This is a genomic window from Roseomonas acroporae (genome assembly GCF_023223525.1).
Classification (GTDB): domain Bacteria; phylum Pseudomonadota; class Alphaproteobacteria; order Acetobacterales; family Acetobacteraceae; genus Roseomonas_E; species Roseomonas_E acroporae.
In genome coordinates, this window is record NZ_JALPRX010000089.1 from 17653 (window position 1) to 43310 (window position 25658).

General features: G+C 71.6%; 25 protein-coding genes and 1 pseudogene. 11 read left to right on the top strand and 15 right to left on the bottom strand.

From position 1 onward, the window contains the following. Positions 1 to 17: 17 nt before the first annotated feature. Together M0638_RS19455 and M0638_RS19460 are read left to right on the top strand one after the other, a co-directional pair. Positions 18 to 719 carry an HdeD family acid-resistance protein gene (locus tag M0638_RS19455; protein WP_248668672.1) on the top strand — a complete coding sequence of 234 codons (702 nt, stop codon included), beginning with the start codon at positions 18 to 20 and terminating at the stop codon, positions 717 to 719. A gap of 189 nt (positions 720 to 908) precedes the next feature. After that, complete coding sequence (locus tag M0638_RS19460) at positions 909 to 1397, top strand: hypothetical protein (RefSeq protein ID WP_248668673.1); 489 nt, start codon at positions 909 to 911, stop codon at positions 1395 to 1397. Between the two features lie 74 nt (positions 1398 to 1471). Here M0638_RS19460 and M0638_RS19465 read toward each other — a convergent pair. The 15 genes and pseudogenes from M0638_RS19465 to M0638_RS19540 all read right to left on the bottom strand — a co-directional run. Continuing rightward, positions 1472 to 1606 (bottom strand): annotated as a pseudogene (locus M0638_RS19465) (IS481 family transposase); the annotation flags it as partial. Between the two features lie 225 nt (positions 1607 to 1831). Next, a complete protein-coding gene (locus tag M0638_RS19470; RefSeq protein WP_248668674.1) occupies positions 1832 to 3685 on the bottom strand; it encodes a type IV secretory system conjugative DNA transfer family protein in 1854 nt (617 codons plus the stop codon). Continuing rightward, positions 3685 to 4728 (bottom strand): P-type DNA transfer ATPase VirB11, encoded by a 1044-nt coding sequence (gene virB11, locus M0638_RS19475; protein WP_248668675.1) that lies wholly within the window; start codon positions 4726 to 4728, stop codon positions 3685 to 3687. Before virB11 ends, M0638_RS19470 begins: the two co-directional genes overlap by 1 nt. After that, a complete protein-coding gene (locus M0638_RS19480) occupies positions 4725 to 5822 on the bottom strand; it encodes a TrbI/VirB10 family protein (RefSeq protein WP_248668676.1) in 1098 nt (365 codons plus the stop codon). The genes virB11 and M0638_RS19480 overlap by 4 nt, the downstream gene beginning before the upstream one ends. After that, positions 5819 to 6808, bottom strand: a complete 990-nt coding sequence (locus M0638_RS19485; protein ID WP_248668677.1) for a TrbG/VirB9 family P-type conjugative transfer protein — start codon at positions 6806 to 6808, stop codon at positions 5819 to 5821. The genes M0638_RS19480 and M0638_RS19485 overlap by 4 nt, the downstream gene beginning before the upstream one ends. Further along, positions 6805 to 7608 (bottom strand): VirB8/TrbF family protein, encoded by an 804-nt coding sequence (locus tag M0638_RS19490; RefSeq protein WP_248668678.1) that lies wholly within the window; start codon positions 7606 to 7608, stop codon positions 6805 to 6807. The genes M0638_RS19485 and M0638_RS19490 overlap by 4 nt, the downstream gene beginning before the upstream one ends. Beyond that, positions 7605 to 7760 carry a hypothetical protein gene (locus M0638_RS19495; protein ID WP_248668679.1) on the bottom strand — a complete coding sequence of 52 codons (156 nt, stop codon included), beginning with the start codon at positions 7758 to 7760 and terminating at the stop codon, positions 7605 to 7607. Before M0638_RS19495 ends, M0638_RS19490 begins: the two co-directional genes overlap by 4 nt. 52 nt (positions 7761 to 7812) lie before the next feature. Further along, entirely contained in the window at positions 7813 to 8742 is a 930-nt protein-coding gene (locus tag M0638_RS19505) for a type IV secretion system protein (protein WP_345893051.1), read from the bottom strand. Beyond that, a complete protein-coding gene (locus M0638_RS19510; protein WP_248668680.1) occupies positions 8732 to 9151 on the bottom strand; it encodes a hypothetical protein in 420 nt (139 codons plus the stop codon). Before M0638_RS19510 ends, M0638_RS19505 begins: the two co-directional genes overlap by 11 nt. Next, positions 9151 to 9849, bottom strand: coding sequence for a type IV secretion system protein (locus M0638_RS19515; RefSeq protein WP_248668681.1), 699 nt, complete (start codon positions 9847 to 9849; stop codon positions 9151 to 9153). The genes M0638_RS19510 and M0638_RS19515 overlap by 1 nt, the downstream gene beginning before the upstream one ends. Positions 9850 to 9863: 14 nt before the next feature. Next, positions 9864 to 12281 carry a VirB4 family type IV secretion/conjugal transfer ATPase gene (locus M0638_RS19520; RefSeq protein ID WP_248668682.1) on the bottom strand — a complete coding sequence of 806 codons (2418 nt, stop codon included), beginning with the start codon at positions 12279 to 12281 and terminating at the stop codon, positions 9864 to 9866. Next, positions 12274 to 12618 carry a type IV secretion system protein VirB3 gene (locus tag M0638_RS19525; RefSeq protein ID WP_248668683.1) on the bottom strand — a complete coding sequence of 115 codons (345 nt, stop codon included), beginning with the start codon at positions 12616 to 12618 and terminating at the stop codon, positions 12274 to 12276. Before M0638_RS19525 ends, M0638_RS19520 begins: the two co-directional genes overlap by 8 nt. An 11-nt stretch (positions 12619 to 12629) precedes the next feature. Further along, on the bottom strand, positions 12630 to 12935 hold the full coding sequence (locus tag M0638_RS19530) for a TrbC/VirB2 family protein (protein ID WP_248668684.1): 306 nt from the start codon (positions 12933 to 12935) through the stop codon (positions 12630 to 12632). Then, the gene (locus M0638_RS19535) at positions 12932 to 13636 is read right to left on the bottom strand and encodes a lytic transglycosylase domain-containing protein (RefSeq protein ID WP_248668685.1); all 705 of its coding nucleotides are present in this window, start codon (positions 13634 to 13636) and stop codon (positions 12932 to 12934) included. The genes M0638_RS19530 and M0638_RS19535 overlap by 4 nt, the downstream gene beginning before the upstream one ends. Positions 13637 to 13669: 33 nt before the next feature. Continuing rightward, a complete protein-coding gene (locus M0638_RS19540) occupies positions 13670 to 14059 on the bottom strand; it encodes a hypothetical protein (RefSeq protein WP_248668686.1) in 390 nt (129 codons plus the stop codon). Positions 14060 to 15138: 1079 nt separating this feature from the next. Here M0638_RS19540 and M0638_RS19545 point away from each other — a divergent pair. The 9 genes from M0638_RS19545 to M0638_RS19580 all read left to right on the top strand — a co-directional run bounded on the left by M0638_RS19545 (position 15139) and on the right by M0638_RS19580 (position 25591). Next, positions 15139 to 16071, top strand: a complete 933-nt coding sequence (locus M0638_RS19545) for a replication protein RepA (RefSeq protein ID WP_248668687.1) — start codon at positions 15139 to 15141, stop codon at positions 16069 to 16071. A 360-nt stretch (positions 16072 to 16431) separates the two neighbouring features. Continuing rightward, positions 16432 to 17235: an RNA polymerase sigma factor gene (locus M0638_RS19550; protein WP_248668688.1), complete on the top strand. Its 804-nt coding sequence runs from the start codon at positions 16432 to 16434 to the stop codon at positions 17233 to 17235. Beyond that, complete coding sequence (locus M0638_RS19555; protein ID WP_248668689.1) at positions 17232 to 17816, top strand: hypothetical protein; 585 nt, start codon at positions 17232 to 17234, stop codon at positions 17814 to 17816. The genes M0638_RS19550 and M0638_RS19555 overlap by 4 nt, the downstream gene beginning before the upstream one ends. 1 nt (position 17817) lies before the next feature. Continuing rightward, on the top strand, positions 17818 to 21207 hold the full coding sequence (locus tag M0638_RS19560; RefSeq protein ID WP_248668690.1) for a UvrD-helicase domain-containing protein: 3390 nt from the start codon (positions 17818 to 17820) through the stop codon (positions 21205 to 21207). A gap of 97 nt (positions 21208 to 21304) precedes the next feature. Beyond that, positions 21305 to 22168: a multiubiquitin domain-containing protein gene (locus M0638_RS19565; RefSeq protein WP_248668691.1), complete on the top strand. Its 864-nt coding sequence runs from the start codon at positions 21305 to 21307 to the stop codon at positions 22166 to 22168. Then, complete coding sequence (locus M0638_RS19570; RefSeq protein ID WP_248668692.1) at positions 22165 to 23568, top strand: ThiF family adenylyltransferase; 1404 nt, start codon at positions 22165 to 22167, stop codon at positions 23566 to 23568. Before M0638_RS19565 ends, M0638_RS19570 begins: the two co-directional genes overlap by 4 nt. 152 nt (positions 23569 to 23720) lie before the next feature. Continuing rightward, a complete protein-coding gene (locus M0638_RS29255) occupies positions 23721 to 24020 on the top strand; it encodes a DUF6527 family protein (RefSeq protein ID WP_408903647.1) in 300 nt (99 codons plus the stop codon). A 96-nt stretch (positions 24021 to 24116) separates the two neighbouring features. Further along, positions 24117 to 25064: a site-specific integrase gene (locus M0638_RS19575; protein ID WP_248668693.1), complete on the top strand. Its 948-nt coding sequence runs from the start codon at positions 24117 to 24119 to the stop codon at positions 25062 to 25064. Between the two features lie 275 nt (positions 25065 to 25339). After that, a complete protein-coding gene (locus M0638_RS19580; protein WP_248668694.1) occupies positions 25340 to 25591 on the top strand; it encodes a hypothetical protein in 252 nt (83 codons plus the stop codon). Positions 25592 to 25658 lie beyond the last annotated feature (67 nt).

The following is a 25658-nucleotide window of genomic DNA, read 5'->3' on the forward strand; positions in this document are numbered from 1 at the left end:
GAGGGAGGCTTCGGACCATGCGTGATTGGTTCTTCACCTCCAACGCCCGCAGTGAGCAGATGAGTGCGCTGCTTGCGCGGAACTGGTGGGCCATTGCCCTCCGTGGTGCTCTCGCGCTGCTGCTCGGAATAACCGCTCTGGCTCTGCCAGGCGTCACGATGCGCGCTCTGGTCCTGGCCTTCGGCGCGTACACCCTGGCGGACGGCATCCTGGCGATTGTCGCCGCGATCCGGGCCGCGCGGGAGCATGAACACTGGTGGCCGCTCGTGATCGAGGGCCTCCTGGGTATTGGCGCCGGGGTGATCGCCTTCTGGGCCCCGGATGCCACGGTCATGGCCTTCGTGTACCTGAGTGCCGCCTGGGCCATTCTGTCCGGGGCGGCCATGCTGGCCGCCTCGGGCAGCCTTCATCGGAGCCACGGCAAGTGGGTTCTGGGGCTTGCTGGTCTTGTTTCGCTCCTCTGGGGCGTGCTGCTAGCCTGCGCTCCGGCGACAGGCGCTCTCGTCATGACAGCCTGGCTCGGGGCCTACGCGCTGCTTTTCGGCGCTGCGTTGCTTGCGCTGGCCTTCCAACTCAGGCGGCAGGCGAATGCCACGTCCGAGAGGCAACTCCAAGGGATCGCTGTACCTCCGATGTGGCCACAGCCGCCTGCCGCGGCTAACCGACCGGAGGCCGGCTGGCAGTTCGTCTACAGGTATCGCCGGATATCCTGGCGGTGACAACGATCCGATGGGAGACGGTAGAGTGGCGCCGTCTCCCGTCCGTCCTTTTGCCCACTGGTTGCAAAGGGCTTTTGTTCCGGTGTGGCTCCCGCCTCCATCAAGCGCGTGAATTCCCCAAGAGATCACGGCAGCTTCCCTTACCCAGCCGCGCCCGGTCCGCGGCGGCACAACCCTGGAGAATAGGCGATGACGACCTGGACGCGCGTGACCGACCCTGACGTGGCGGCAACCTTGCTGCCTGTCTGGTTCGCGGCGCATATGATGGGAGTCCGCGGATCCTACGGCTTCCTGCTCACAACCGGGGACGTCGTGCGCGTGAGCCGGGTCATCGCGGTCCATGTCGCGTCCGATGGACCGATCCTGATCGACGTGCTGCTCGATCATGCAGGCGTGCCGGATGGGGTGGATACGGCGTGGCAGCCAAAGCATTTCCTTGGTGCGCCGGTCCCTGGCGCGAACCTCGCGACGCTCAATCTTGCTCAGGTGGCCATTGCGGTCGAGTTCACAGCTGCCGAGATCGCCGAGAGCACGCGGCAGGCCCAGCACGCCGCAGCTACCGAAGATGTCGTTGAGGTTCCCGTCACGACCGACGCGACGACGGTGGGCTATATCGAGCCTGCCACCGTTAACGCCGCAGGCCAGCCGGTATCAGTCCGACTGTTCGGTCCCGGATGAGACGGTGCGGGTCGACCAAGAGGATGGATGGGTGCCTCAACCAGGTCTTGCAGATCGCTTGAAAGGCGAGCCCGCTGGGCGAAGGCGAACTTCGAGGTGCGGTCGACGGCTACGAAGAGGTGGGGCTTGTCCTCTTCTGCCCTGACCTCGGCGAGGTCTATGTGAAAGAAGCCGATCGGGTAGGCCTTGAAGCGCTTACGGACGGGCTTGCCCGATCCCTCGCGGAGGGTGGGGCGGTGGACTCGCCGTCCACGCTTCCCCGCCTCTCGGCCGCGTCAGTTCCCTGTCGGTCGGCGCTCCGCAGTCCCTGGCGTGCAGTCTTCCCAGCCTCGGCCACGCCTACCCAGTAGGCCGTTGCCCGCCGTCCCTGCTCCTGCCGCCGTGCGTTCCGGCGCCGCGCCTCGTCGTCCGCCATCTGCTTCCTCCCTGCCGTTCTATTCCGCCGCTTCCCGTGGCTCCCCCCGGAACCGGTTGGCCCCGACCAGCGCCGCCATCTCCGGCCGCCGAAAATAGATCGCCCGGCCGCAGCGTAGCGGCTTGGCGCCGCGCGCTAGCACGAAGGCCTCGTCGGCGCGGGTGTCCTGCAGCAGCTCGTCGGGCTTGATCAGCGCGCGCTTCAGCTCGTGCCGGTTGGTGCTGCGGCCCCGCGACAGCGAGCCGACCTCGAAGACCTTGCCCTGGCTGCCGCGGTTGTCGCCCTCGCTCTCCGCCATCACCGCGTGCTCGCCGCAAGCGGCGGAGAGCGCGCGCGCCGTGTCGGTGTTCTGCACCGCGGCGTAGAGCCGCCAAGCCACGCCATCGAACCAGGCGTTGCGGCCGTGCTGCCCCCACTGTTCGGCGACCTGGCCCTCGGACTGGTAGAGAAGCTGCAGCGTGATGCCGTACTTCCGCCCGGCGTCGCGCGCGGTCTCGAGGATGCGCATGCGGCCGAGCTGCGCCACCTCGTCGAGCAGGAACAGCACCCGCTCCTCCACCGCCCTGTCGGCCTCGTAGAGCCCGTTCAGCAGCGCCCCCACCAGCACGCGCGCGACCGCGGGCGTCTCCTTCAGCGCCTTCAGTGGCACCTGGACGAAGACGGTGAGCTTGCCCTTGGCGAGGTCGGCGGTGCGGCAGGCCGGCATCTCGCCCACGCCGCCCGAGACCAGGTCGGCGTAGGCGCCGACCGAGAGCCAGAAGGTGCCCTCGTTGGCGTTGGCGTAGATGCCGGAGAAGGTCTCGTCCACGATGCGCATCAGCGAGCCCGCGAGGTCGCGCGCCATCGGGCTGCGGGACGAGCCGTGGATGCCGGCCAGCACCTCGCGCATCCGGTCCTCGGGCGTGGCGACGCCGGCGCGCAGGGTGCGCAGGGTCTTCTCGGCGGCGGGCAGGTCCGGGTCCCACAGCATGTGGGCGAGCAGGCAGGCGACGAGCTGCTTGCCCCACTTGCGGAAGAAGCGGTCCTCGTCGCCGCCGCCCGCCTCGGCCTCGCCGAAGATCCAGCCGACGACGGCCTGGACGTTGGTCTCGGCCAGCGGGTCGCGGATGTCGATCCAGTCGAGCACGTTGATCCCGCCGCCCTCCGGGTCGCCCGGGTCGAGGGTGACGACGCGGTGGTCCATGTCCTCCCGCGCCGCCCGGAGCATCGGCCCAAGCTCGCGCGAGGGGTCGAGCACGACCGCCGAGCCGGTCCAGTGCAGCAGGGTCGAGACCGCCGTCGTGGTCTTGAAGCCGCCCGAGCCGGCGAAGACCAGGCTGTGCGTCGGGCCGGTGCGGCAGGGGTCGATCAGCAGCGGCGCCCGGCCGCCGGTGCCCCAGGTGCGCCGGTCGACGGGGTCGAAGGCCACCTTCGCCACCCGGTCCTGGTCCACCCGGTACGCCTCGCCCACGACGACCCCGCCGTAGTCCGGGTGCGGGCCAGGGAAGAGCTTCCGGGCCACCGCCATGGTCATCCAGTCGGCATGCCCGTGGTTGTCGGAGGTGCCGCGCACCACACCGCCGGGGCGGATGCGGGTCCGCCGCAGCCCCGCCAGGCGCCAGCCAGCGAGGGCGAGGAGGCCGGTCGGCACGGCGGCGCCGATCTTCAGCCAGCGGGAGACGACGGCGTTGGGCGGCGCCCACAGGGCGTAGCTCCACCACTGCCACGGCCAGCTATGACCCTCGAAAGGAAAGAACCTCAGAAGGCCAGAGCCCCAGAGGAACACGGCCGAGGCCGCGAAGGTCCAGGCGACGCCCATGCCCGCCGCGGCGGCGCCGAGCAGCAGGAGCGTCCGGCGCGAGGGGAGGCGGGGGGCGCGGGCCAGCAGCGGCATCAGGCGGCCCGCAGCAGGTCGGCCGCGGTCTCGCCGCGGCGGGCCGCGTCGTCGGCGAACCAGACCTCGCGGATGGCATAGCCGCCGGCCTCGCTGCGCAGCGGCACGATGGCGTCCACCGCGGTCGCCAGCATGTCCATCAGCATCTTGTCGCCGTAGGCGGCGCCCTGCGGCGTGCCCTTGACCAGGTTGAACAGCCGCCGCATCGCCTGCGGCGCGTCGGCCCCGTGGATGGTGGTGAGGCTGCCGGGGTGCCCGGTCATCACCTCGTTGAGGTAGACCCAGGCCGCTTCGTCACGCAGCTCCTGCAGCAGCACCCGGTCGGGGCGCATGCGCAGCGTCGCCTGGAGCAGCGCGTCGGCGGTGACGCCGCCCTCGGACAGCCCGCCCTTGCTGTAGAGCAGGCGCACCGAGTTGGGCTGCGGCACCACTAGCTCCAGCGCGTCCTCGATGGTGAGGATGCGCTCGGCAACGGGGATCTCGGCAGTCAGCGTCTTGGACAGGAAGGTCTTGCCGCTGCCGGTGGCCCCGCAGAACAGGATGTTGCGCTGGGCCAGCACGAGCCCGCGCAGGAAGCCCTCCACGTCGCCCGCGTCGAAGCGGGCGAGCAGCGCGGCGCTGTCCGCCTGCCGCGCCTCGCGCCGCCGCTCCCAGCGGTTCCAGCGCGAGGTATCGTAGCGGCCGGCGACGCCGGCGAGCGGCGCCACGGCATCCGAGGGCCGGCGGAAGGTGAGGCTGACCGTGCCGGGCGGCACGGCGGGCGGCAGCACCGCCTGGAGCCGGTGCCCGGCCGGCAGGTCGGTGGAGAGCAGCGGGCGCTCGGCGCCGACCCGCTGGCCGCGAAGGGCGCCGGCGAGGATCGCCACTGCCTCCAGCGCCTCGAAGTCGAGCGCGGGCGCCGCGTGCCGCGCAAAGCGCCCACTTTGGCGGAGGAAGAACTCGCCGGGGCGGTTGACGCAGAGCTCCTCCGTGCGCGGGTCGGCGAGCGCCGGGGCGACCGGCGCCAGCGCGAAGTCGAGCTGGGCGGCGGCCTCCACGTTCACCGCGGCACCAGGCGGTAGACGTCGCTGAAGTCGAGGTGCCGCGCCACGAACACCGTCATCGGCTCGGCCTGGTTCCGGCGCAGCGTGGAGGGGATATTGATGTCGGCCGAGAGCGCCGTATTCGCCGCCTGTCGCCCAGCGCCCTGGAATTGGAAGAAGCTGATGCCGCCGTGCTCGCGGGCGATGGCGTTGCTGGCGATCAGCGCCGCTGCCTGCAGGCCGCTGTCGATGAAGGCGAGCAGCATGGCGCCGCGGAACCGCTCGAAGAAGTGGGTGTCCACCTCGCCGTCGAGGCCGGCAGTGCCGAGCACGTCGGCGCCGGGGCTGTCGAGGGCGATCTCCACCCCGTTTGGGGTCAGCGCCTCGGTCATCACCACGAAGAGCCGGCGCGAGCCGCGCGCCAGCGCCGAGCGGACCTCGCCGACGATGCGCGTGCCCCGCTCCATCAGCACCACCGTCCCGGTCGCGCCACGCACGTCCACCGGCACGACGCAGGAGAAGAACCCGGCCACCGCGCTGTCGATCGGCATCTCGGGCAGGCAAGGGATGCGCGTGCCCATCGGCACCGTCAGCTCCGGGTTGCGCAGCACCGAGGCGCGGGCGGGCTGCAGGCGTGACGGCCGGAGCCGCGCCGAGAGCGTGTCGTCGGGCGCGGCCCGCGGCCCGCCGCCCTCCGGCCCGGCCGCGCGCACCGCCTGTGGTGCCATGCCCTGCTGGGGCGGCGCGGCCCGGTCCTCGTAGGCCATGATCGGCGACGGGCTCGGCCGGACGAGCGACGCGCCGCCGCTGGTCGGCATGGGCATCCCGGGGTTCACCACCGGCATCGCGACCCGCGCCACCGCCTCGGCCGGCGGGTCCGGCACCGGCAAGGGGCGGTAGGGCACGCTGCGGCCGCCCTCCGTGATCGCCTGCACCTCTTGCCGCGCCGGGGCGTGGCGGTCGGACGGCCAGAGCGCGACCGCGCCGCAGGCGGCGAGCACCACGGCGCCGATCGCCACCTTCTCGCGGGCGGTGAGCAGCCGGCGCCCGCCCGAGACGGCGGAGACGGCCGGGGCGGCCCCGGCGCTCTCGCCCCTTGCCGCGGCATCGCTCATGGCCGGACCTCCCGCACCACGTCGGCGCGCGTCGTGCCGGTGCCGGGGTTGCGGCCCGTCGGGTCGTAGGCGCGGTTGAAGATGCAGAGCACTCGGTTCCCGTCGCGCAGGCGCAGTGCGGCGAGGACACCGTGCACCGTCACCAGCCCGTCGGCCGAAGCGGAGTAGTTCACCGCCGCCTCGCGGCCGTCGGGCAGCACCGCGAAGATCGCCGGGATGCGCCGGTTGCCGGGGAAGCGGAGGAAGGTGCTCTGCCCGTCATCCCAGGTCTCCGACGGAGCGAGGCCGCGATCGCCCTGGCCGTCGTAGCGCCAGTTCGCCGCCGCGGGCGCAGCCGCTGTGGCGAGGCGGTCGCGCGCGGCCTGAGCCTCGCGCTGGGCCCGCGCCTCTGCCGCCCGCGCCGCAGCGGCTTGACGCCGGGCTGAGGCCGCCGCCACGGCGGCCGCGCGCTCCTCGGCGGGGTAGGCGAAGCGGACGAGGTAGTAGGTGTCCGGCGTGCCTTCGGTGAGCGGCCCGGCGCGGGTGGAGAGCTCGAAGGTGTAGGCGCGCATCGTCTCCCGCCCCGTCGCCGGGTCAGTGCTGCGACCGATGATGAAGAGCGGCTGCGGGTCGAGTTCGCGCAGCGGCTTGAGCATGACGAAATTGCCCCGCACCGCGGTCAGCAGGTTGCGGTCCGCGACCGGCCCGTTGCGCGGCGCGGCGCCCCCGCCGGCGAGCGCGAGGGGGCTGGCCGGCGCCTCCTCGCGCGGCGGGTCGAGGAGCGACTGGTCCGACACCGCGAGGCCGGCCACGGTCTCGCCCGCCGCGAGCTGGATGGTGAGTGTGCTGCCCGGCACGGCGTAGAGCTTGACCACCTGGTTCGGGTCGTAGGCGACGGTGCGGATGCGGCTGTCCCGCGCGCTCCCGCTCGGGGTCTCCATGGCGCACGCCGGGGCGCCCGCCAGGAACGGCAGGGCGAGGACGAGGGCGGCGAGGCGGCAGGTCACAGCGGGCCTCCCGCCGGTCCGGCCGGGATGCCCTCGCGCTCGGGCGGACGGTACTCCGTCACCAGCACGCCGAGGGGGTTGAAGGTGGTGCCGTCGCCCGCGGCGATGGGCTGGCCGGTGCGGAAGCGCAGCGTCGCCACCCAGGTCGTGACGACGGGCGGGCGGCCCTGCATCCGCTCCGTCCGGCGGAAGCGGAGCTGGTAGATCTGGTCCGGCTCGGCCGTGTTGTTCGGCAGCAGCGCGCCGGAGAGCTGCTCGACGGTGACGACGGCGCGCGTGCCCCAGACCACCTGCGGCCCTGGCGGCGTCGGCAGGTTGAACCACTCCTGGAAGGCCTCGCGCACCCGCGGCGCCGACATGCGGCTGACCACATCGTAGGCGTACTGCGCCTCGCCGGAGGACCAGCCCTCGCGCAGCCGGACATACTGGAACAGGGTCGAGCGCACGGCGCGCTCCTGCACCGCCGGCGGCAGCGCGTCGCCGTGGGCGACGACGGCCATCGAGCCGTCCGGCTGCGGCACGGCGATCACCGGCACCACCCGCACCAGCGGGAAGAGGTAGACCGCCGCGAGCGCCTGGAGGCCCACGACGCCGAGCAGCCCCGCGATGGCGACGTTCTTGGCGATGCCGCCACGCCGGGCCCGGCGCGCCTCGCGCCGCTGCCGTTCCTGCGTCTCGCGGTAGAGCCGCTCCAGCTCGCCGCGGGGGATGACGACGCTCGCCGCCATCTCCGCCTCGGACGGGCCGCCGCTGGCGGCCGCCGGCCCGATCGCGGCGCCGGCCTTCGGGATCGCGTTCACCGGGCGGCCTCCGCGGGCAGGAGCGGGAGATCGGCCGCGGCGGTCACCCGGCCGGGATTGAGCGGGAAGACTTCGCCCCGGCAGGAGGGCGGGGCGCTGGAGCAGGCGGCGAGCGCCGCGGCGGCGGCGAGGGCGATCAGGGCGGACTTCATGCGGGGCATCACGGGGTTGCGCGTTGGACGGGGGCGGGGAGGGGCGCGCATGTCAGCGCCACACCATGCGGTAGGCGCCGGCGGCGAGGGCCTTGCCGGCGCGGCCGGCGCCCCCGGCCGCGGCGGTGGCGTAGTGAGCCGCGCCCGCGGTGACCGGTGCGAAGGAGGTCGCGAGGCCGCCGCCGATGGAGTAGGCGACCGTGGTCAGGCCGGCCATCAGCAACAGGCCGCACCAGTACCAGCCGGCGACCTGGAGGAAGGAGGCGATCTTCTCGTCCAGCCCGGCGCCCATGTTGTTCTGGACGCTGCGGAGGTACGTCGTGAAGCCTTCCACGAGAAGGCGGAGCAGCACGGCCGTACAGACCTGCACGAGCGTCAGCGACACCAGCTTGCCGACCCAGCGTTGCACGAAGGGGCGCGTCGCGTCGAACAGCCAGAGGCCGATGAGGAACGGGCCGAGGGCGATCACCATGCCCATCACCACCCGGCAGACGATCCAGATTAGGAAGATGACTACGAGCGGGATGAAGGTGGCGGCCATGAGGAGGCGGATGGCGACCCGCTCGCCGATTTGCGTCCACCCCGTCGCCTCCGCCAGCACGCCGGCGGCGGCGCGCATCGTCGCATTCCAGATCGCGTCAAACTGCGCCGCTGGCGCGCTGGTCGTAGAGGCTCCCGTCAAGGCTGAGCCGATGCTCGTCGGGATGGTTTCCAGGAACAGGTCGCGCACGACCGTGTTGAAGGTGCCGGCCGAGGTGAGCAGGGCCGCGACCGCGACGATGCGGATGATTCGGCCGGCGAGCACGTTGCGGTCGAGCCGGCCGGTGAGGACGAGGTAACCGGTGATCAGCACGTAGAGCGTGGCCCCGGCTCGCACCTGCGGGCGAGCCCATGCCAAGCCACCACTGATGACGTTGTTTACGCCGGTCATCAAGTTGGCATCAAAGCTTTGTGCAATTGCCTGGAAGAAGTCAGCGGCCACTCGTGCCTCCGCTGCGGTATCTGTCCAGTTGGCCGCAGTACGGCAGATACATCGCAGAGCCGGGGCCACGCTCTGAGCACGCGCGCTTCAGCGCGTCATACCCAAAGGGATTGGTACGCGGATTGAAGTCAGGCTCGGGCAGCCCACTGCTGTCTCTCTGAGCTGGTGGCTGGGCCGGAGGGCGAGTTTGCGATTGCCCAAGACGGGAAGCCGCGGCGGCCTCCGCGTTCTGGCAGTCGTAGGTCGCCATCAGCCGCGCATCGCGGTGGCAGCGCCGCAATGTCTCGTCGAGGATCTGCGGCCGCGCCTGGTACCAGGGCACATCGTGCACCTCGCCCCGCTGCGCCAGGGCCGGGCCGCCGGCCGCCGCGGCGAGCAGGAGGCCGAGGGCGAGCGCCGCGCCGCGCATCACTCGTCCCCCAGCGCGGGCAGGCTGTCGCGCCACTGCTCGGCGCTCTGCCGCTGCCGCTCCTCGGCGCGCTGCGCGTCCACCTGGTCCTGCGCGCGCTGGAGGATCTGGAGCTGCAGGAGCTGCTGCTGCTGGGCCGCGAGGAAGGTCTGCTCGGAGGCGATGCGGCCGTTCAGCGCGCTCACCGCCTGGAGGTCCGGCTGGCCGTCGATCTCAGCCTCGAGCTGCCGCAGCCCCGCGATGCGCCCCTCCGTCGCCTGCATCTGCTGGTAGGCGATCGCCTGGACGTTGGCGGTCGCCTGCGCCCGGCGCTGCATCTCCTGCGCCGTCCAGTCCGTCCCCTGCGGGGCGTAGACGCGGTTCTGCCCCATGAGCGCCGAGGTGAGGCCGCCGAGCGAGGCGTTGCCGCCCATGAGGCCCTGCACCTGCCCGGCACCGGGCAGGGTGTTGGCGAGCCCGCCGAGCTGCCCCGCGAGGCCCGTGACCGAGTTGGTGTGGGCGATCGCCGCGTAGGTCGAGCGGAGCTGCTGGTACTGCGCCTCCAGCTGGCGCACGGTCTGGAGCGCGTAGGCCACCTGCTGCACGAGCTGCATGTTCGCGCCGGCGTCCGTCACCGGAATCTGCGCCCGCGCCGGGGCGGGCCCGAGCAGGGTGGCGAGGGCCAGGGCGGCGGGGCCGAGGAGAGGGGCGCGCGGCATGGGCTGGTTCTCCTTCAAGCGACCGCCTCGCGCAGGCGGCGGCGGAACTCGGGGATCAGGACGCCGGGGTCGTCCGTGCCGTGCTCGGCCCGGATGGCGCGCAGCAGGCGGACGGTGGCGGCGCGGCCGGACAGCACCGCCACGTGCTCGGCCATCGCCTCGGGCAGCTCGACCCGGCAGACCACCGAGCCGCCGTCGCGCTTGATGAGCACCGAGCGCGGGCCGGCCAGCATGTCCTCGGACACGGCGCGGAACTCGCCCGGCGTGCAATTGAGGCCGCCGTCGTAGGCGCCCCCACCGCAGTAGGCGGCGCGGTCGGCGTCGGCGTTGCGGAAGAGCAGCTTGGTCCGGCAGTTGGAGACGAGGGTCGCGCCCACGGGGTGGCGCAGCACGTGCTCCGGCTGCTGCGTCGCCATCACCAGTGCGCCGTTGCCCTTGCGCAGCGTCAGCGCGAAGTCCTCAAAGGCTCGGGCGAAGCGCTCGTCGGGCAGGTAGGCCCAGAACTCGTCGGCGGCCAGCACGAAGCGCCGCCCGTCGATGACGGAGCGGATGCGGTGCAGCAGGTAGGCCGCCGCCGGCCCGCGCACCGCCTCGTCGGCGAGCAGCGCCGAGGTGTCCACCCCGACCAGGCCGGCATCGGGGTCGAACAGGTCCGCCTCGCCGTCGAAGGCCCAGCCGAGATCGCCGCCCCGGCCCCAGCGCTCCAGCCGCTTGCCCGCGCTGCCCGCGCCCTCGCCCACCAGCCAAGCGCAGAGCCCGGCGAGGGAGCGGAGGCGCGGCGGCATCCGCAGCTGGAAGGCGATCCCCTTGGCCAGGCGCTTCAGCTCCACCGCGTCCGGCGGCGGGCCGCCGTCGCCGCGGATCAGGCCGACCGCGAAGCGCAGCAGCCAAGTCCGCGCGTCCGGCGTGTCGGCGAGCGCCCGCAGCGGCGCCATGCCGCTGTCCTCGCCGGCGCGCAGCGTCAGGTAACGTCCACCGAGGGCGCGGACGAGGATCTCGTTGGCGTTGTCCTTGTCGAACAGCACCACCGTGCCCCCCGCCGCCGCCATCGCCCGCTCCAGCCCGGCGACGAGCAGGCCGAGGAACACCGTCTTGCCCGAGCCGGTCGGCCCGAAGATCGCGGTGTGGCCGACGTCATCCACGTGCAGCGCGAAGTCGTAGGGGGTGCCGGCCGGGGTCAGCAGCCGCAGCAGCGGCGTGCCCCAGACCCCGCCCGTGGCGTCGCCGCGCGGATAGCCGTCGAGGGAGGAAAGGCCGACGAAGTTGCGCGAGGAGATGTCGCCCGGCCGGGTACGCCAGCGCGCGTTGCCCGGAAGCTGCGCCCAGTAGGCCGCCTCGGTGCCGCGGTCCTCCAGCGCCACGTTAGCGCCGGCATTGGTCAGCGCCGCCCGCACCTCGCCGCTGCGGCGGTCGAGCTCGGCCAGGCTATCGCAGTGCAGGGCGACCGAGAGGTGGTGCGAGCCCATGGTGGCGAGGTTCGAGGCGACGTCGTCCATCGCCGCGTGCAGCGCCTCGATCTGGCTGAGCGCGCGGTCGCCCGCGTTCTGCATCTGGATCTGCTGGCGCGCCAGGCGCCCGGTGGCGCCGGCGCGGCTGTGGAAGCGGAAGGAGTTGGTCAGCACCAGCCGGCAGTCGGCCGCGAGCAGCTCGTTCAGCATCCCGGGCCGGGTGCGGTCCGGATACTCCTTGAAGCCCATCAGGCAGCCGAAGGAGGGCCGGCCCGGCGTGCGCACCTCGAAGCCGCGCCGGCCGCAGATCACCCGGTCGGTGTAGATCGCGCCGCCTAGCGACCCATCGGTCAGCGGCACCGGCAGGAAGCGCGCGGTGAGGAACAGCCGCAGCGCCTCGGCGATCTCGGAGAACACCACGCCGCCGCGCTCACGCAGGCCGAGCCGCACCGGGCGGTAGGCGGCGTAGGCCTTAGCGAGGATCAGCATCGTGTCCTCGAGCGCACGCAGCAGATCCTCTCCGGCCTCGGCCGCCTCCGGCTGCCGCCCCAGACGGGCGCGGAGCAGCTTCCAGCCGCTCGCGGCCGGCGCGCGGGGGTGGACGATGAGGGTGACGAACCACTCGTTGGCCCGCTCCCGCCCGGCGAGGACGTGGCGGCGGTACTCGGCCTCCAATTCGGCGGCGAAGGCGCTGCGGTGCGGCGCGGGCGGGAAGGGGGCCACGTCACCGTGGCGCACCATGGTCTCCACCACGGTCAGCCGGTCGTCAGCGATGTTGCGCAGCACCGCGTTGCGGAAGCGGTGCCGCCCGTTGCGGGCGGCGTGGTCCTCCAGCTCGAAGGGCGCGCCGTCGAGCCGCAGGATGCCAAGCACGGAGCCGTCCGTCTTGAGCACGGCGGTGTCGGTGACGTGCCCGACATAGGGCGCGTAGTCGTCGGCCGCGCGCTCGGACCAGCCGGGGTCGGAGAGGAAGGCCCTAGCCACGCGCCATCCCGCGGCGGGTGCGCCGCGCCTCCCGCACCGGCAGCGGCGCGACCGAGGCGCCGCCCCAGTCCGCCGCGTCGAAGGCGCGCGCCGAGGTGTCGAGCCAGAGAAAGGCGACCCGCACCGCGTTGTAGTCCCGCGCCACCAGGATGCGGCTTGCCACCCAGAGCGGGGCGACGATCGCCACTGCCCAGGCGACCCCCTTGAGCCCGTGCACGGCAACCTGGATCTCGGCGCCGCCGAGACCGAGGGTGAGGGCCAGCGGCAGCGGCAGGCCCCAGAGCAGGGCCGGCCGCGTTGCCGCGACGTGCAGCGGATCCTCCGCCAGGGGCTCCACGGCGGCGCCCGTCAGAACCCGAAGAAGGCCGCGATGGAATCGGCGTTGGCGAGGATCAGGCCGCCGGCGACCACCGAGGCGATCACGCCCGCGGAGAAGCGCATGACGAAGAGCATGATGGCGACCGCAATGATGCCGATCATCACCAGGCCACGGGCGATGTTCTGCATGAACCACTGCACGATCTGCGTCACGACGCCCGAGCCGGCGCCGCCGCCAATGGCCTGCGCGTGCGCGAGGTCGGGCAGCAGCAGGACGAGGAGAGCGGCACCGAGGGCGAGGGCTGTCGCGTGCTTGGCCGAGGGAAGGCGCGTCATTCTGACCTCAGGAGTGCAGGAGGTTCGGAGGGGAGGAGGGGCGAGGCCGCGGCGGCGGCCCCTTCCTCCGCCGGCGCGGGTGTCGGGGCGGCAGCGGGCGGGGCCGGCCGGCGCACGTAGGTCGCGCGCGCCCACACGTCCCACTCGGGCGGCGCATCGGGGTCGTCCTCCGACGCCGGGGCGGGCGCGCGGGCCGGGTCGGCCGCCTCGCCGCGCAGGCGGATCGCCGGCACGACCGCCTCGGCCGCGGCCTGCACGCGGGCGACGTAGCCGTTGGCGAAGCCGCGCGCGGGATCGCCGGTGTTGTAGCGGGAGAAGGCGACCCGGAGTGCCCGCTGCGGGTCCTCTTCGCCGCGCGCCGCGGCGGCGTAGCCCTCGCGGAGGAGGCGGGCACCGGCGCGCAGGTTGGCGCAGGGATGGAAGGCATCCGCGACCGACAGGCCGAGGGCCCGCAGGTTGTCGGAATTCACCTGCATCAGCCCGAGATCCACGGAGCGGCCCTTGGCGATCAGCGCGGCGGCGAGTGCCACCGCCGCCGCGCGGGTGGCGGGGTGCCGGCGCCCGCCGCCCTCGCCGTTCACGTTGACCGCCAGCGTGTCGAAGCCGCTCTCCGCCCGCATCACCGCGGCGAGCGTCTCGAAAGCGACCCCCGGCGCGCAGGCGGCGGCAAGCTGCGCCGCGGCGGCGAGTTCGAGAATCACGCGGCGCTCCCCTTGCGGAGGCGCCGCGGGCGGTCAGTCGGCCGGCTGGGGCGGGTGCTCGGGCGTGTCGGCTTCGCCGTCAGTGCCGTCGGGGCCGTCGGACGCGGGCACGCCGCCGTCCCGGGCCAGGACGCCGCGGAACTTGTGCAGCTCGGGGCAACCCTGCGGATAGACGGTGATCGGGGCGTGGTAGTTGAAGGCGCTTGGCAGCTTGAACAGCTTGTCGAGGCTGCGGAAGGTCCGGTCCTCCTTGTCGCGCCAGGTGCGCAGGATGCGGTAGCCGCGGGTCCAGCTGGGGCGGATGTAGATCGCGTATTCGACGTCCGGGCCGTCGCCTCGCGCGACGACGAGCCAACCCAGGACCTTGCCGCCTTCGCGGAGACCCTCTCGCAGATCGGCTTCCTGCAATCCCTTGCCGCCCAACTCGTTCCCGCCCCGCCCGCGCGCACGACCGGCCGCGTAGACAGGAAGCCGGCGGGCACGGACGATGCGCGCATGGGCAGGCCGCCGGGCAGGCAGCGATCCCTGCTGGCCCGGATGGCGCGCGGCACCCCGATCCCCGACTCCGACCACGCGGCGGGTCGGCGCGAAGGGGAGGCGATTTGCCAGGGAGTCGCAAGCGCGCAGACGCGCCTCGTGCAGAATTCGCAATGGTAGCGCGGGCGGGGCACACCCGCCGCTGCCGCTTCTGCCGGTACGTTGGCCGCCGCACTCCGGCATGGAAAGTGAGAGAAAACAATTTGTCGCAACACTGTTCCCTCCCCTTCCAGGGCCGGGAGGCTATCGCCTCGCGACAACCGAAATCAACACGGATCACCGTGAGATAATAGATTATCTCACTTCACTCGCGCGTGAGGTTACGTTCTGTGCTGAGCATGAGGCGATGTGAGCAAAGTGAGACTTTTCAGGGTCACGAGAGATAAACAAATATCCCTCTTGACTATCCTGGTGGTGCTCGGCGCAAGCTGTGCCGTGCCGAGCGGGCACTCATGGCGAGGATGCCGCGCCCTGCTCCGAGTTGGAAGGGAGGGCACGGCAGGGGGCACGAGGCTGCTTCGGGTGACGGTAGGAGAATGGCAGCGGCCATTCGCCAGGGGGCAATGGTGCCCGGAAGGGTGTGGACTCTGGCGACCGCGACGATGGGCCGGAGCGGGGTGGCATGGCCAGGGGTGTGGACTCTGCCGACCAGGTGCCCTGCCAAGGCCCGCCGATCGGGCCCGGCACGGCCCCGATTCGGGGGCTGGAAGGCTCTGAGGACGGCGTCCGCGGAGCAAACTTTCCCACACGGGTGCCCGTGGACCCTACCGACCGGGGCGTGGACTCTGCCGACCGGCACCGACCACTCATCAATGGCTTAGGCCGGTTATCCCGTGGACCCTGCCGGCCAAGCAAATAGAAGAGAATCCAAATATCTCCAAATAGCTCTCGGTCGGCAAAGTCCACATCGACACGCCGGCCACATGCAGGGCAGCTTGGGGATCAGTTCGCTCGGGAAGGATGCGATGGGGACGGTGCACGACCTGCTGGAGGCGAAGGGCAAGCAGGCCGCGCGCGAGCTGATCGAGGGTCGCCGCGGCCCCCGGGTCGTGGAGGCCGCGGCGAACTGGGCGTGCGACGAGGACATCGGCACCGGCTACATGTACTCCGGCTGGTGCCAGACGGCCCTGCCGCACAAGCGTCCCGCCGACAACGCCGCGATCTGGAAGCTCGAGACGGACAGCATGACGCTGCTGGTCGAGCCCGGCGTGCGGGTGGCGCCGGGCGGCGACCCGGCCCATGTCGGCGTGCCCTTCGGCGCCATCGCCCGGCTGATCCTGATCTATCTGCAGTCCGAGGCGCTGCGCACCGGCAGCCGCGACATCGAGCTCGGGGGAAGCCTGCGGGCTTTCCTCGGCCGCCTGGAACTGCCGGTGGGCGGCAAGACGACCAAGCTGGTGCGCGAGCAGGCCGAGCGCATCAGCCGGTGCCGCCTGACTTTCCACGCCAAGCGGCAGGGCGGCAGCCTGCTGGTGAACCAGAACATCGTGGACGTGGCGATGTTCGTAGACGACCCGGGCGACACCGGCCAGGGCACGCTGTTCGTCGAAACCGCCCGGCTGAGCGAGACCTTCTTCCAGCAGCTCAAGAAGCACGCCGTACCGCTCGACGAGGCCGCCATCCGGCACATCCGCAACTCCTCGATGGCGCTCGACGTGTACTGCTGGCTCGCCTACCGGCTGCACTCCCTCTCGGCGTCGAAGCCGATCACCTGGGCGGCACTGGCCGGGCAGTTCGGCGCCGGCATCAAGCTGCGCAAGCACTTCAAGCCAGCCTTCCTGGAGAATCTTGCCCTTGCGCAGGCGGTCTACCGCGACGCCAAGGTCGAGGTGACAGACACGGGGCTGCTACTACACCCCTCGCCGCCGCCGGTCCGCAAGCTCCTGAAGCAGGGATAGGAAAGAAGGGAGAGGATCACCTGGCAGACCAACGCTGAAACGACTTGGCGATATCATATCTTCAGATGGGCAGCCTTAGCAGCAGGTGCCCCGCGCCGTCGCTTCAACACGGGTCTCCGAGCGGTGCGACTCGCCCGGCCATGCTCGTCCGTCTCCCGGACCCGGGGCACCCTGAACACCAAGGACTGGCGCCCGTAGGACCACCCCACGCACAACTTTGGGCCAAGGGTGCCGCGCTGCGCGCTCCGTTGCATGGAGGCGGCTTCCGCCGCGGCGATGGCAAGTGCCCCGCACCTGAACAGAATTCGCTACCGCCCGCGCCGGCCATCACGTAATCGAGAGATGTTGGAGGTTCGATTCGTGGTGGCACCACTCCGCAAGGTGAAGGGGGACGGTACCCCGTACATCAGGCCCCCCGAGATCGAGGCGGCGATCGGCCGCCTGCTGGAAACGGGCCGGGAGGAGGTCATTGCGACCTGCGCGGTGACAGACAGGCGGCGGAATGACTATGTGCCGACGGAATGCATCGTGCACCTGCTTCGGCTGGCCGGCCGCGACAACGACCAGGCCTACCTCACGCGCCTTTTCAGCCTTTTTATGAAGCGGGTCGCGCGGGCCTTTCCCATCCCGGAGCGCCATCTCCCTGGTTCGAACTCTAGGGGATTGTCCGCGACCGAGCTTGCCGTGCGCGACTTCGCGGTCGACCGACTGACCGAGATGCTGTGCCTCGACCGGCAGGGCTACGACGAGCGCCTGGACATCTACGAGGCGACCTTCGACGCAGCTCTCAGGACGCTGCGCGCTACGGCACGACGCTCGGTGGGTCGGCATGGTAACCCGCTTCGGCCACTGTCGGAGGATCCGGAGGCGACCGAGCCCTCCCCCGACGTCGAGGAGGCGCTCCTGCGCCACGTTCCCGGCACTGAGGAGAAATTCGAGCGCCGGGACTACCGTCGTAAGCTCCTGGCGGCGATTCACCTCCTGCCACAGGAAGACAGGAGGCTGGTCATGCTGCTTGCAAGGGACATCCCGATCGACTCGAAGGACCCGGCCGTGATCACGGTTTCCCGGCTGCTGGGGTGCGGGGAGCAGACGGTCAGGAACCGGCGTGACAGGATCTACCGCGACCTGCGGCGTGCCCTCAGGATGGAGCCGGTTGGATGAGCGCGCCCTCCGACGAGGATGTCCTCCTCGCCTTTGCCGCTGAGGAGCGGCACGACCGGGAAACGCTCACGCGCTACCTCGCGCGGTACCCCCACCTGCGCGACGAGTTCCTCGACATCCTCCACGAGGTCGACCTGGACGAGGAGTTCGGCCCAGGGGAGGACGAGAGCCTTGGCGGCGGGGTGCTCGATCGCGCTCTCGGGAAGCTGCTCGACTGCACGCCAGAAGCCATGCGCGGGGCTTCCGCGGAAGCATTTGCGGCGGTTCTCCAGGAGAGGGGAGCGGCAACGCTCTCGCGCGTCTCCGGCCTGCCGCTGGAACTGCTCGTGGCCGTCCGCGACAGGTATCTCGTGCCGGAGTCGGTACCCCGCCGCGTCCTGCGCCGACTCGCCGAGGCCGCGTCGGTGCGCGTCGCCGACGCTCTCGCCTACCTCGCGCTCGAGGCCACCCTCCCGGCGCAGGCCGCCCATTCCTCGAAGGGCAAGCCTGCCGTCCAGCCTAAGATGTCCTTCGCGGAGTTCCTGGACGACCTCGACCTGACGCCCGAGGAGCGAGCCGACCTCCTGTCCGACACCGACTGACGTGGACGGGCTGGAGCTCGCGAGGCGGGCCGCCGCCGACAGACACGGCGCCGCCGTGACGGCGGCGCCTGCGGGCTCCGGCCCCTATGGCTTGGCTGTGGCGGCCGCCAAGTCCGAGGGGGTCAGCATCAGGCGGGTGAGGCCCGGCAACCCGCTGCTCCACGGCGGCCAAGCGGTGTTCGACCCCGAGGCGCGCCTGATCGTCCACCAGCGCTCCGACAACGCCTTCGCGGAGGCTTTCCTGGTCGCCCATGAACTCGGTCACGTCGTGCTCGAGGGCGGCGCCGGTCCCCATGTAGCATCCGAGGTTGACCCGATGCGGGCCTCGGAGCCCCTCACGTCTGGGGCCGACGCGGTGTCGGACTACGGGCGACGGCAGCGCCGCGAGATCATGATGGACCTGTTCGCACGGGAGCTCCTGCTCCCACGCGGCGTCGTCCGCAGGCTTCACCTCGCGGAGGGATTGCCGGCCAGGGTGATCGCAGAGCGACTCGGTCTCCCGTGGCGGGTGGTCATCCTGCAGCTCCTGGACGCGCTGCTTCTGCCATCGGTGAGTGAGCCAGTCCCTACAAGGCCTGAGCCGCCGCTGAACCCGGAGCAGCGAGATGCGGCCAATCACTCCGGGTCGCCCCTGCTCCTGGAAGCAGGGCCCGGCACTGGCAAGACCCGCACCCTGGTGGCCAGGGTGGCCGCCCTGATCGAGGGCGGCGCGGACCCCGCGGGCATCCTCGTCCTTACCTTCTCGAACGCGGCGGCGGCGGAGCTTGCAGAGCGCATTGCAGCACGCTGCCCCGAGGCGGCACCGAGGGTCTGGGTCGGCACGTTCCACTCGTTCGGCCTCGACCTCCTGCGCCGCTTCCACGATCGCGAGGGACTGCCGCCCGACCCGAGGCTGCTGGACCGCATCGAGGCCATCGAGCTGCTGGAGGACCAGTTCCCCCGTCTGGCACTGGAAATCTACCGGGACCTGTACGACCCGTCAGGGCACATCGACACGATCCTCGACGCCATCTCACGGGCGAATGACGAGGTCGTGGATGCCGAACGGTACACCGAGCTCGTGGCTGCCATGCTGGCGTCGGCGGCGACCGAGGAGCGACGAGAGGCCGCCCGCAGGTGCGGTGAGGTCGCCATCGTGTTCCGGGCCTACGAGGAGCTGAAGCGCGAGAGGGGCTGCCTCGATTTCGGAGACCTCGTTGCAAGGCCAGTCCTTCTCCTGGAGCGCGACGCGGACGTGCTTGCCAGCCTGCGCGGCACCTACCGCCACGTTCTCGTGGACGAGTTCCAAGACGTGAACCGCGCGAGCGTTCGGCTGCTGGGGTTGCTGACCGGCGGCGGCGCCAACCTATGGGCCGTCGGCGACGTGCGGCAGTCCATCTATCGCTTCCGGGGCGCGTCATCGTTCAATGTTGCCCGGTTCGGGGCTGCCGACTTCACGGGCGGGGAGCGCAAGCGGCTCCGGGTGAACTATCGCTCATGCAAGGAAATCGTGGACACCTTCTCCCGGTTCGCATCCGCCGGCATGTTGGCGGCGCCCGCCGGGGAGGTTTCCTTCGACGCGTTTCGTGGTCCCTCGGGCTCTCGGGTGGAGTACCGCGGGGCGCCCGACAAGGTCGGTGAGGCACTGGCAGTCGCCGAGGCCATTGAGGAGATGCGCGCTGCAGGCCTGCGCTACGGCGAGCAGGCGGTTCTATGCACGAGCAACGACCGGATGGCCGAGATCGGGGCCGCCCTGGAGACCCTCGGCATCCCCGTCCTTCATCTCGGGAACCTCTTCGAGAGGCCGGAGGTGAAGGACCTGTTGTCCCTGCTGTCCCTCGTCACGGACCGACGCGCCGCCGGGCTCCTGCGTGTCGCGACGATGCCGCCGTTCCGCATGCCGCTCGCGGACGTCGCCGCGGTCATTTCCCGCTTGGCGGAGACCGAGGCTCCGGCCCTGGCGTGGCGGAGTGTTACCGCCGGCCTGCTGGACCTGTCGCCCGGCGGACGCGAGGCACTCGGGCGGCTGGCAGCCGCCTTCGACGGGCTCGGGCCCAACGCCGACCCCTGGGACGTACTCGCGGGCCTGCTGCTCGACCACACGAGGATTGCGGCGGAGCTTGCGAACTCGGGAAATACGGTTGACAGGGTTCGCGGCGTGGCCCTCTGGCAGCTGCTGCACTTCGCCCGCTCTCAGCCAGCCGGGCGCGGCCTCCCGATCCACCAGTTCCTGGAGCGCATCCGCAGGCTCCTCCTCCTCTCCGAGGACCGGGAGCTGCGGCGTCTGCCTACGGCGGCGTCGGGCATCGATGCGGTGCGCATCATGACCATCCACGGCAGCAAGGGACTCGAGTTCCCCGCCGTGCACGTGCCGGGCCTGAGCGCGGACACAATCCCGAAGCGGTTCAAGCCAGCGGGATGCCTGCCGCCGGACGGGATGATCGAGGGCACGGACGCGACCGGCGAGCAGGCCATGCGCGGCGGGCACGAGGAGGAGCAGGAGTGCATCTTCTTCGTCGCGCTGTCCCGCGCGCAGGACCGCCTCCTGCTCTATTCTCCCCTCGCCAAGTCGAACGGCGTCAGGCGGCTGAGGTCGCCCTTCCTCGACCGGCTCGGCGACGCCGTCGACCGCAGGGAGGTGCGCCCGTCCCTGTCGCCGCCAGCCGCGCCACCCGATGCCGCGTTGCCGGAAGCTGTGGTGGTGCCGGCCAGCCTGCGGCCGTCCGACCTCGACCTCTACGGGCGGTGCCCCAGGCGATTCCTGTACGCCATCGTCTTCGGCGCGGGCGGCCGCCAGGCGGAGGCCGCGTTCAAGCAGATGCACGCCGCCGTCCAGGAGGTCGTCTCCTGGCTCGCCTCCGACCACCTGCTGGCCCCTGACCCGGCGGCGGTGCAGGCCAAGCTGGAGCAGGCCTGGGCAGAGTACGGCCCGCACGACCACGGGTACTCCGCCGACTACCTGGCGGTCGCCAGGGGGCTGCTCGGCCATCTGATGAACGCCCGGCGCGGCCGGACCCGGCTGCCTGCGACCGAGCTGAGGTTCGAGGTCGAGGGCGCCGAGATCGTCGTCCGGCCCGATGAGGTGTCCGAGGCGGGGGCAGGGGGCAGGGCGTTCCGGCGCGTTCGCACGGGGCACCACCGGCCATCCGACGCCGAGAGGTTGTCCGCCGCCGCGTTCAGTATTGCCGCAGCTGCCGCCCATCCGGGCTGCACCGTCGAGCTGCTCTACCTCTCCGACCCGACCGTGGTGGCGCTCCCGACCGACGAGCAGGGCCTCGCCAAGGGACGGGGCGCGGTCAGCAAGGCCGTCGCCGCAATCCGTGCCGGCAAGTTCGGGCGGAAGCCGAGCCCCGCATGCCCCAGCTGCCCGTCCTTCTTCTACTGCGGCCCCCTGCCTTCCCCGGACGCCTGAAAAAAGTTGGGTCCGCCGTTACCGGCAGCGCCCGGTGGCGGCGATTGGGTGAGCAGACCCCAAGGGCATCGGGCCGCGGGATCGGGAAAGAAGCAAGATGGACGGATTTGACGAGCGCGCGCAGCGCGCGGAGAGCTATCGCATCAAGGTCGCGGACGAGAAGCTGGAGTTCCGTGACTTCCACGTGGAGGACCCCAAGCCGCTCGGGCGTCAGGTCCTCGCCGCCGCCGGGGTGCGCCCCGTCGAGGAATACAGCCTTTTTGCCATCTTGCCGGACGGGGACTTCGAGGACGTTCGGCTGGACGAGACGTTTGACCTCCGGGGGCGTGGCGCCGAGCGCTTCGTGCTCTTCCGGACCGACCGGGACTTCAAGTTCGAGATTGACGGCAAGCACCTCATGTGGGGCAAGCCGGTCATCTCCGGGACGGTCCTCCGCCGCCTCGCCGACATCCAGCCGGGCTACGACCTCTACCTGGAGGTCCGGGGCGGCCAGGACGTGAAGGTGCTCGACGGCGACGTCATCCGGTTGGACGGTCCGGGCATCGAGCGCTTCGTGACCGTCATCAAGGACACGACGGAGGGCCTCTCGGCCCTCCCCCCGGCCGATACCGAGTTCCTCCGGAACAACGGCATCGCCTACGAGGTGGTGGCCCACGGGGGCCAGGCGGGGGTCGTGCTGCGCGACTTCCCGCTCCCGCCGGGGCGCTACGACCGCGAACGCGCGGACATCCTCGTGCAACTCCCGGCCGGCTACCCGGATGCGTGTCCCGACATGTTCTTCGCCGATCCCTGGGTGCGCTTCCCGGACGGCCGCACCCCGCTGAACACTGACGTGCAGGAGGTCTTCGCGGGCCGCACCTGGCAACGCTGGTCGCGCCACTCCCAGGAATGGAGACCCGGCATCGACGGGCTTCGGACCATGGTCGCGCGCATCCGGCACGCGCTCGAGGTGTCCAAGTGACCACCGCCACCCTGGACGTCTCGATCCTGGAGCCGCACTGGGCGCGGCTCCGGGCTCTTCTAGACCACGGCGGGAACGAGGCGGCCGCCTACCTGCTGCTCGGGCACGCCGACATCGGTGTGGACCCCTGGAGCGGGGAACCGCGACTGCGGCTGGTGTCGCACGAGCACCGCGACATCCCCGAGGCGGACCGGGTGAGCGCCTCGCCGCGGCACGTCACCTGGAGCACGTCGGGCTACATGCGCCTGCTGTCCGACGCTGCAGCGCGCGACCTCGTCCCCGCGGTCGTTCACACCCACCCGAACGGAAGGGCGTTCTTCTCGGAGCAGGACGACGCGAACGAGGCGGAGCTTGCGCGCACTGCCCGGAACAAACGGCTGCGCGGCCTCGCCAGTGTCGTGCTTGGCGGCGACGGCTCCGTCGTGGCCCGCTTCTGGATGCCGGATGGGTCGACGCGGGACGCGGCCTGGGTTCAGGTCGTCGGCCATCGGCTTTCGCGCTGGGGCTCGGTCCAGCCGCAGGACGGCGGCGCCGAGCACCTCGATCGTCAGGCGCGCCTGTTCGGGCCGGCCTTCAACACGACGGTGGGCTCCCTGCGGGTCGCGGTCGTCGGTGCTGGCGGCACCGGGAGCCCCGTGGCGATGCTGCTGGCGCGCCTCGGCGTCGGCCGGCTGTTGCTAGTGGACCGGGACGTGGTGGAGGTCACGAACCTCAACCGAGTCCACGGCTCGCGCCGGTCCGACGCCGAAGCCAGGTTGCCGAAGGTGGACATCCTGGAGCGCGAGATTGACCTCGCTGGCCTTGGCGTCCAGGTCCGCACCCGGCGCGCCTGGGTGAATGAGCCTGGGGTGCGGGACTCACTGCGGGCCTGCGACGTCGTGTTCAGTTGCACGGACGACCACGCTGGGCGCGCCCTGCTCAACCGCCTCGCCTACCACTACGGCATCCCCGTCATTGACGTCGGCCTGCGCATGGTCCGGCGCCCCAGCGGGGGCCATGACGTAAACGGGCGGGTGACCACCCTTGTCCCCGGCCACCCCTGCCTGCTCTGCGGCAGCTTCATCGACCCGCGGCGCGCCGCTGAGGAGGCGCTGGAGCGTGCCAACCCCGCCGAATTCGCACGACGCAAGGCAGAGGCCTACGTGCTTGGCTCCGGCGATCCGGCGCCTGCCGTCGTCACCTTCACGACGGAGATGGCCTGCGTCGCGGTGAACGAGATGGTAGCGATGCTGACCGGCTTTCACGGCGAGGATGGCATGATCGCCACGCGCTACCGGCGCTTCCACCTGCGCGACGACCGTTTCCTCGCGGCCACCTCCCGGCCCGGCTGCCCCGTGTGCGATACCGGGGAGGCATGGGGTCGCGGGGACGTGGAACCCTTTCTCGGGATGATCGCCTGATGCGCCGGACTGTCGCCCGACTCCTCCGGGGCCTCGGCCTGCTCCGCTACGACATGCTTGCGCGCGAGCAGCCCACGCACCCCGACCCGGCATCTCTCCCCGCCGGCGAGCTCGTTGTCGTGCGTGACGGCGAGCACCTCAAGTGGGCCTGCATGCGCTGCCCGGGCGGCTGCGGGGCCGAGATCAAGCTCTCACTGAACCCGGTGCGCCGGCCGCGCTGGACCGTGACGCAAGACTGGTTCGGCCGCCCGAGCGTCACCCCGTCGGTGCACCGGAAGGAGGGCTGCGGCTGCCACTTCTGGATTCGCTGCGGACAGGTCGAGTGGTGTCGGGGCGGGCACCCGGGCGGCGATGGTGTGCCGGCCACACCGCGTGGGCCGGTGCCCCCCGCACAAACCGACCGGCGTCTTTGGCCATTCTTGTCCGAGAATCGCGCTTCCCGGACTCCTTGACCGGGGCGGGGGAGGGGTGGTTCCCTTCCGGGAATGAGCCGCCGCCCCGCCCCGACCGACCCGCCACTCCCTGTCACGACGACGACCGCGGGTGTCATGGCCGTGCCGGTGGCCGTCGTGGAGGCCGAGGTCCAGGCCGCCCGCGACTTCGCCGACGCCGCCCGGGCGGCCGGCACCCGGCGCGCCTACGCCGCCGACTGGCGGCGCTTCCAGGCTTGGTGCGCCGCCCGCGGCGTCGCCCCGCTGCCGGCCGACCCGCGCGCCGTCGCCACCTTCCTCGCCGCTGAGGCCGCGGCCGGCATCCTGCCGCCCACGGTCAACCGCCGCCTCGCCGCGATCGGCCATGCCCACCGCCAGGCCGGCCACCCGGCGCCGCAGCGCTCGGAGGGGGCGGCGCCGATCCTCGAGGTGATGGCCGGCATCCGCCGCTCCCGCGTCGCGCCGCCGCGGAAGGCGAAGGCCGCCGACGGCGACGTGCTGCGCGACCTGCTGCGCGCCATCCCGGGCGACGATCTCCGCGCCCGGCGCGACCGCGCCATGCTGGCGATCGGCATGGCGGCGGCGCTGCGCCGGTCGGAACTCGTCGCGCTCCGCGTCGAGGACGTCGAGCGCCGCCCCGAGGGCGTGATGCTGCGGATCTGGCGGTCGAAGACTGACCAGGAGGGCCAGGGCGCCCTGGTGGCGGTGCCCGAGGGCGAGCGGCTGCGTCCGGTGGCCCACCTCGATGCCTGGCTGGAGGCCGCGGGGATCACCGAGGGCCCGCTGTTCCGCACCGTCACGCGTGCCGGCCGTGTCCTGGACCGCGCGCCCTGCGACCGCGAGGTGGCGCGCCTCGTCGCCCGCACCGCCGCGGCGGCGGGCTACGACCCGAAGGGCTTCGCCGGACACTCCTTGCGCGCCGGCTTCATCACCGCCGCGGCGCGGGCGGGGGCGACAGTCTTCCGCATCCAGGACGTGTCACGGCACAAGTCGCTGCAGGTCCTCGCCGGCTACGTCCGCGAGGAGCAGGCGTTCCGCGACCACGCTGGGGAGAAGTTCCTGTGAGGCGCCCACGCCGTCCAACGGTCTATCATCACCGGGTAGCACAACCTCACTCTGCGGCGTCGGCAGCCTCAAGCTCATTATCGACCGCAGCCTGCGTTCCATTCGAACCAGGCTGGCTCGCACCCTGCCCCACCCGCTTCACAATTTGAAAGGACCGTTTGGAAGGTCGTGAACTGGCGCAAAAGGGCCATCCGTGGCAGAATCGGCCCACTGTCGAGGGAGAAGAGCCGGCAATGCCAGCGGCGAGGGAACGGTCGAGGGAGCGACGTTGGATCGTGCTTGCCACTGATGGCCGCTACGTCACGCTCGGCCGCGATTCCGACCCGTCAGAGGAAGAAGTGCGGCACGCGGAAGATGCACTCCGCGCGCAAGGCCTTGCAGGCTGGCTAGCCGTCATGGAGGGCAACCCGTACATCGGCGCCATCCCAAAGCTCATGCAGGTGAAGCCGCTCGCGGAGCCGACGGTGGCGTTCGAGGATGCCTCGGCGACGTGCGTCCGCGCAATCCGGGCCAACCGCGGTGTATAAACCAAGTGACGGACGTCCCTCCAGACCAAGCTGCACAAGCTTCTGCCGTGGAACTAGGCGGGCGAAA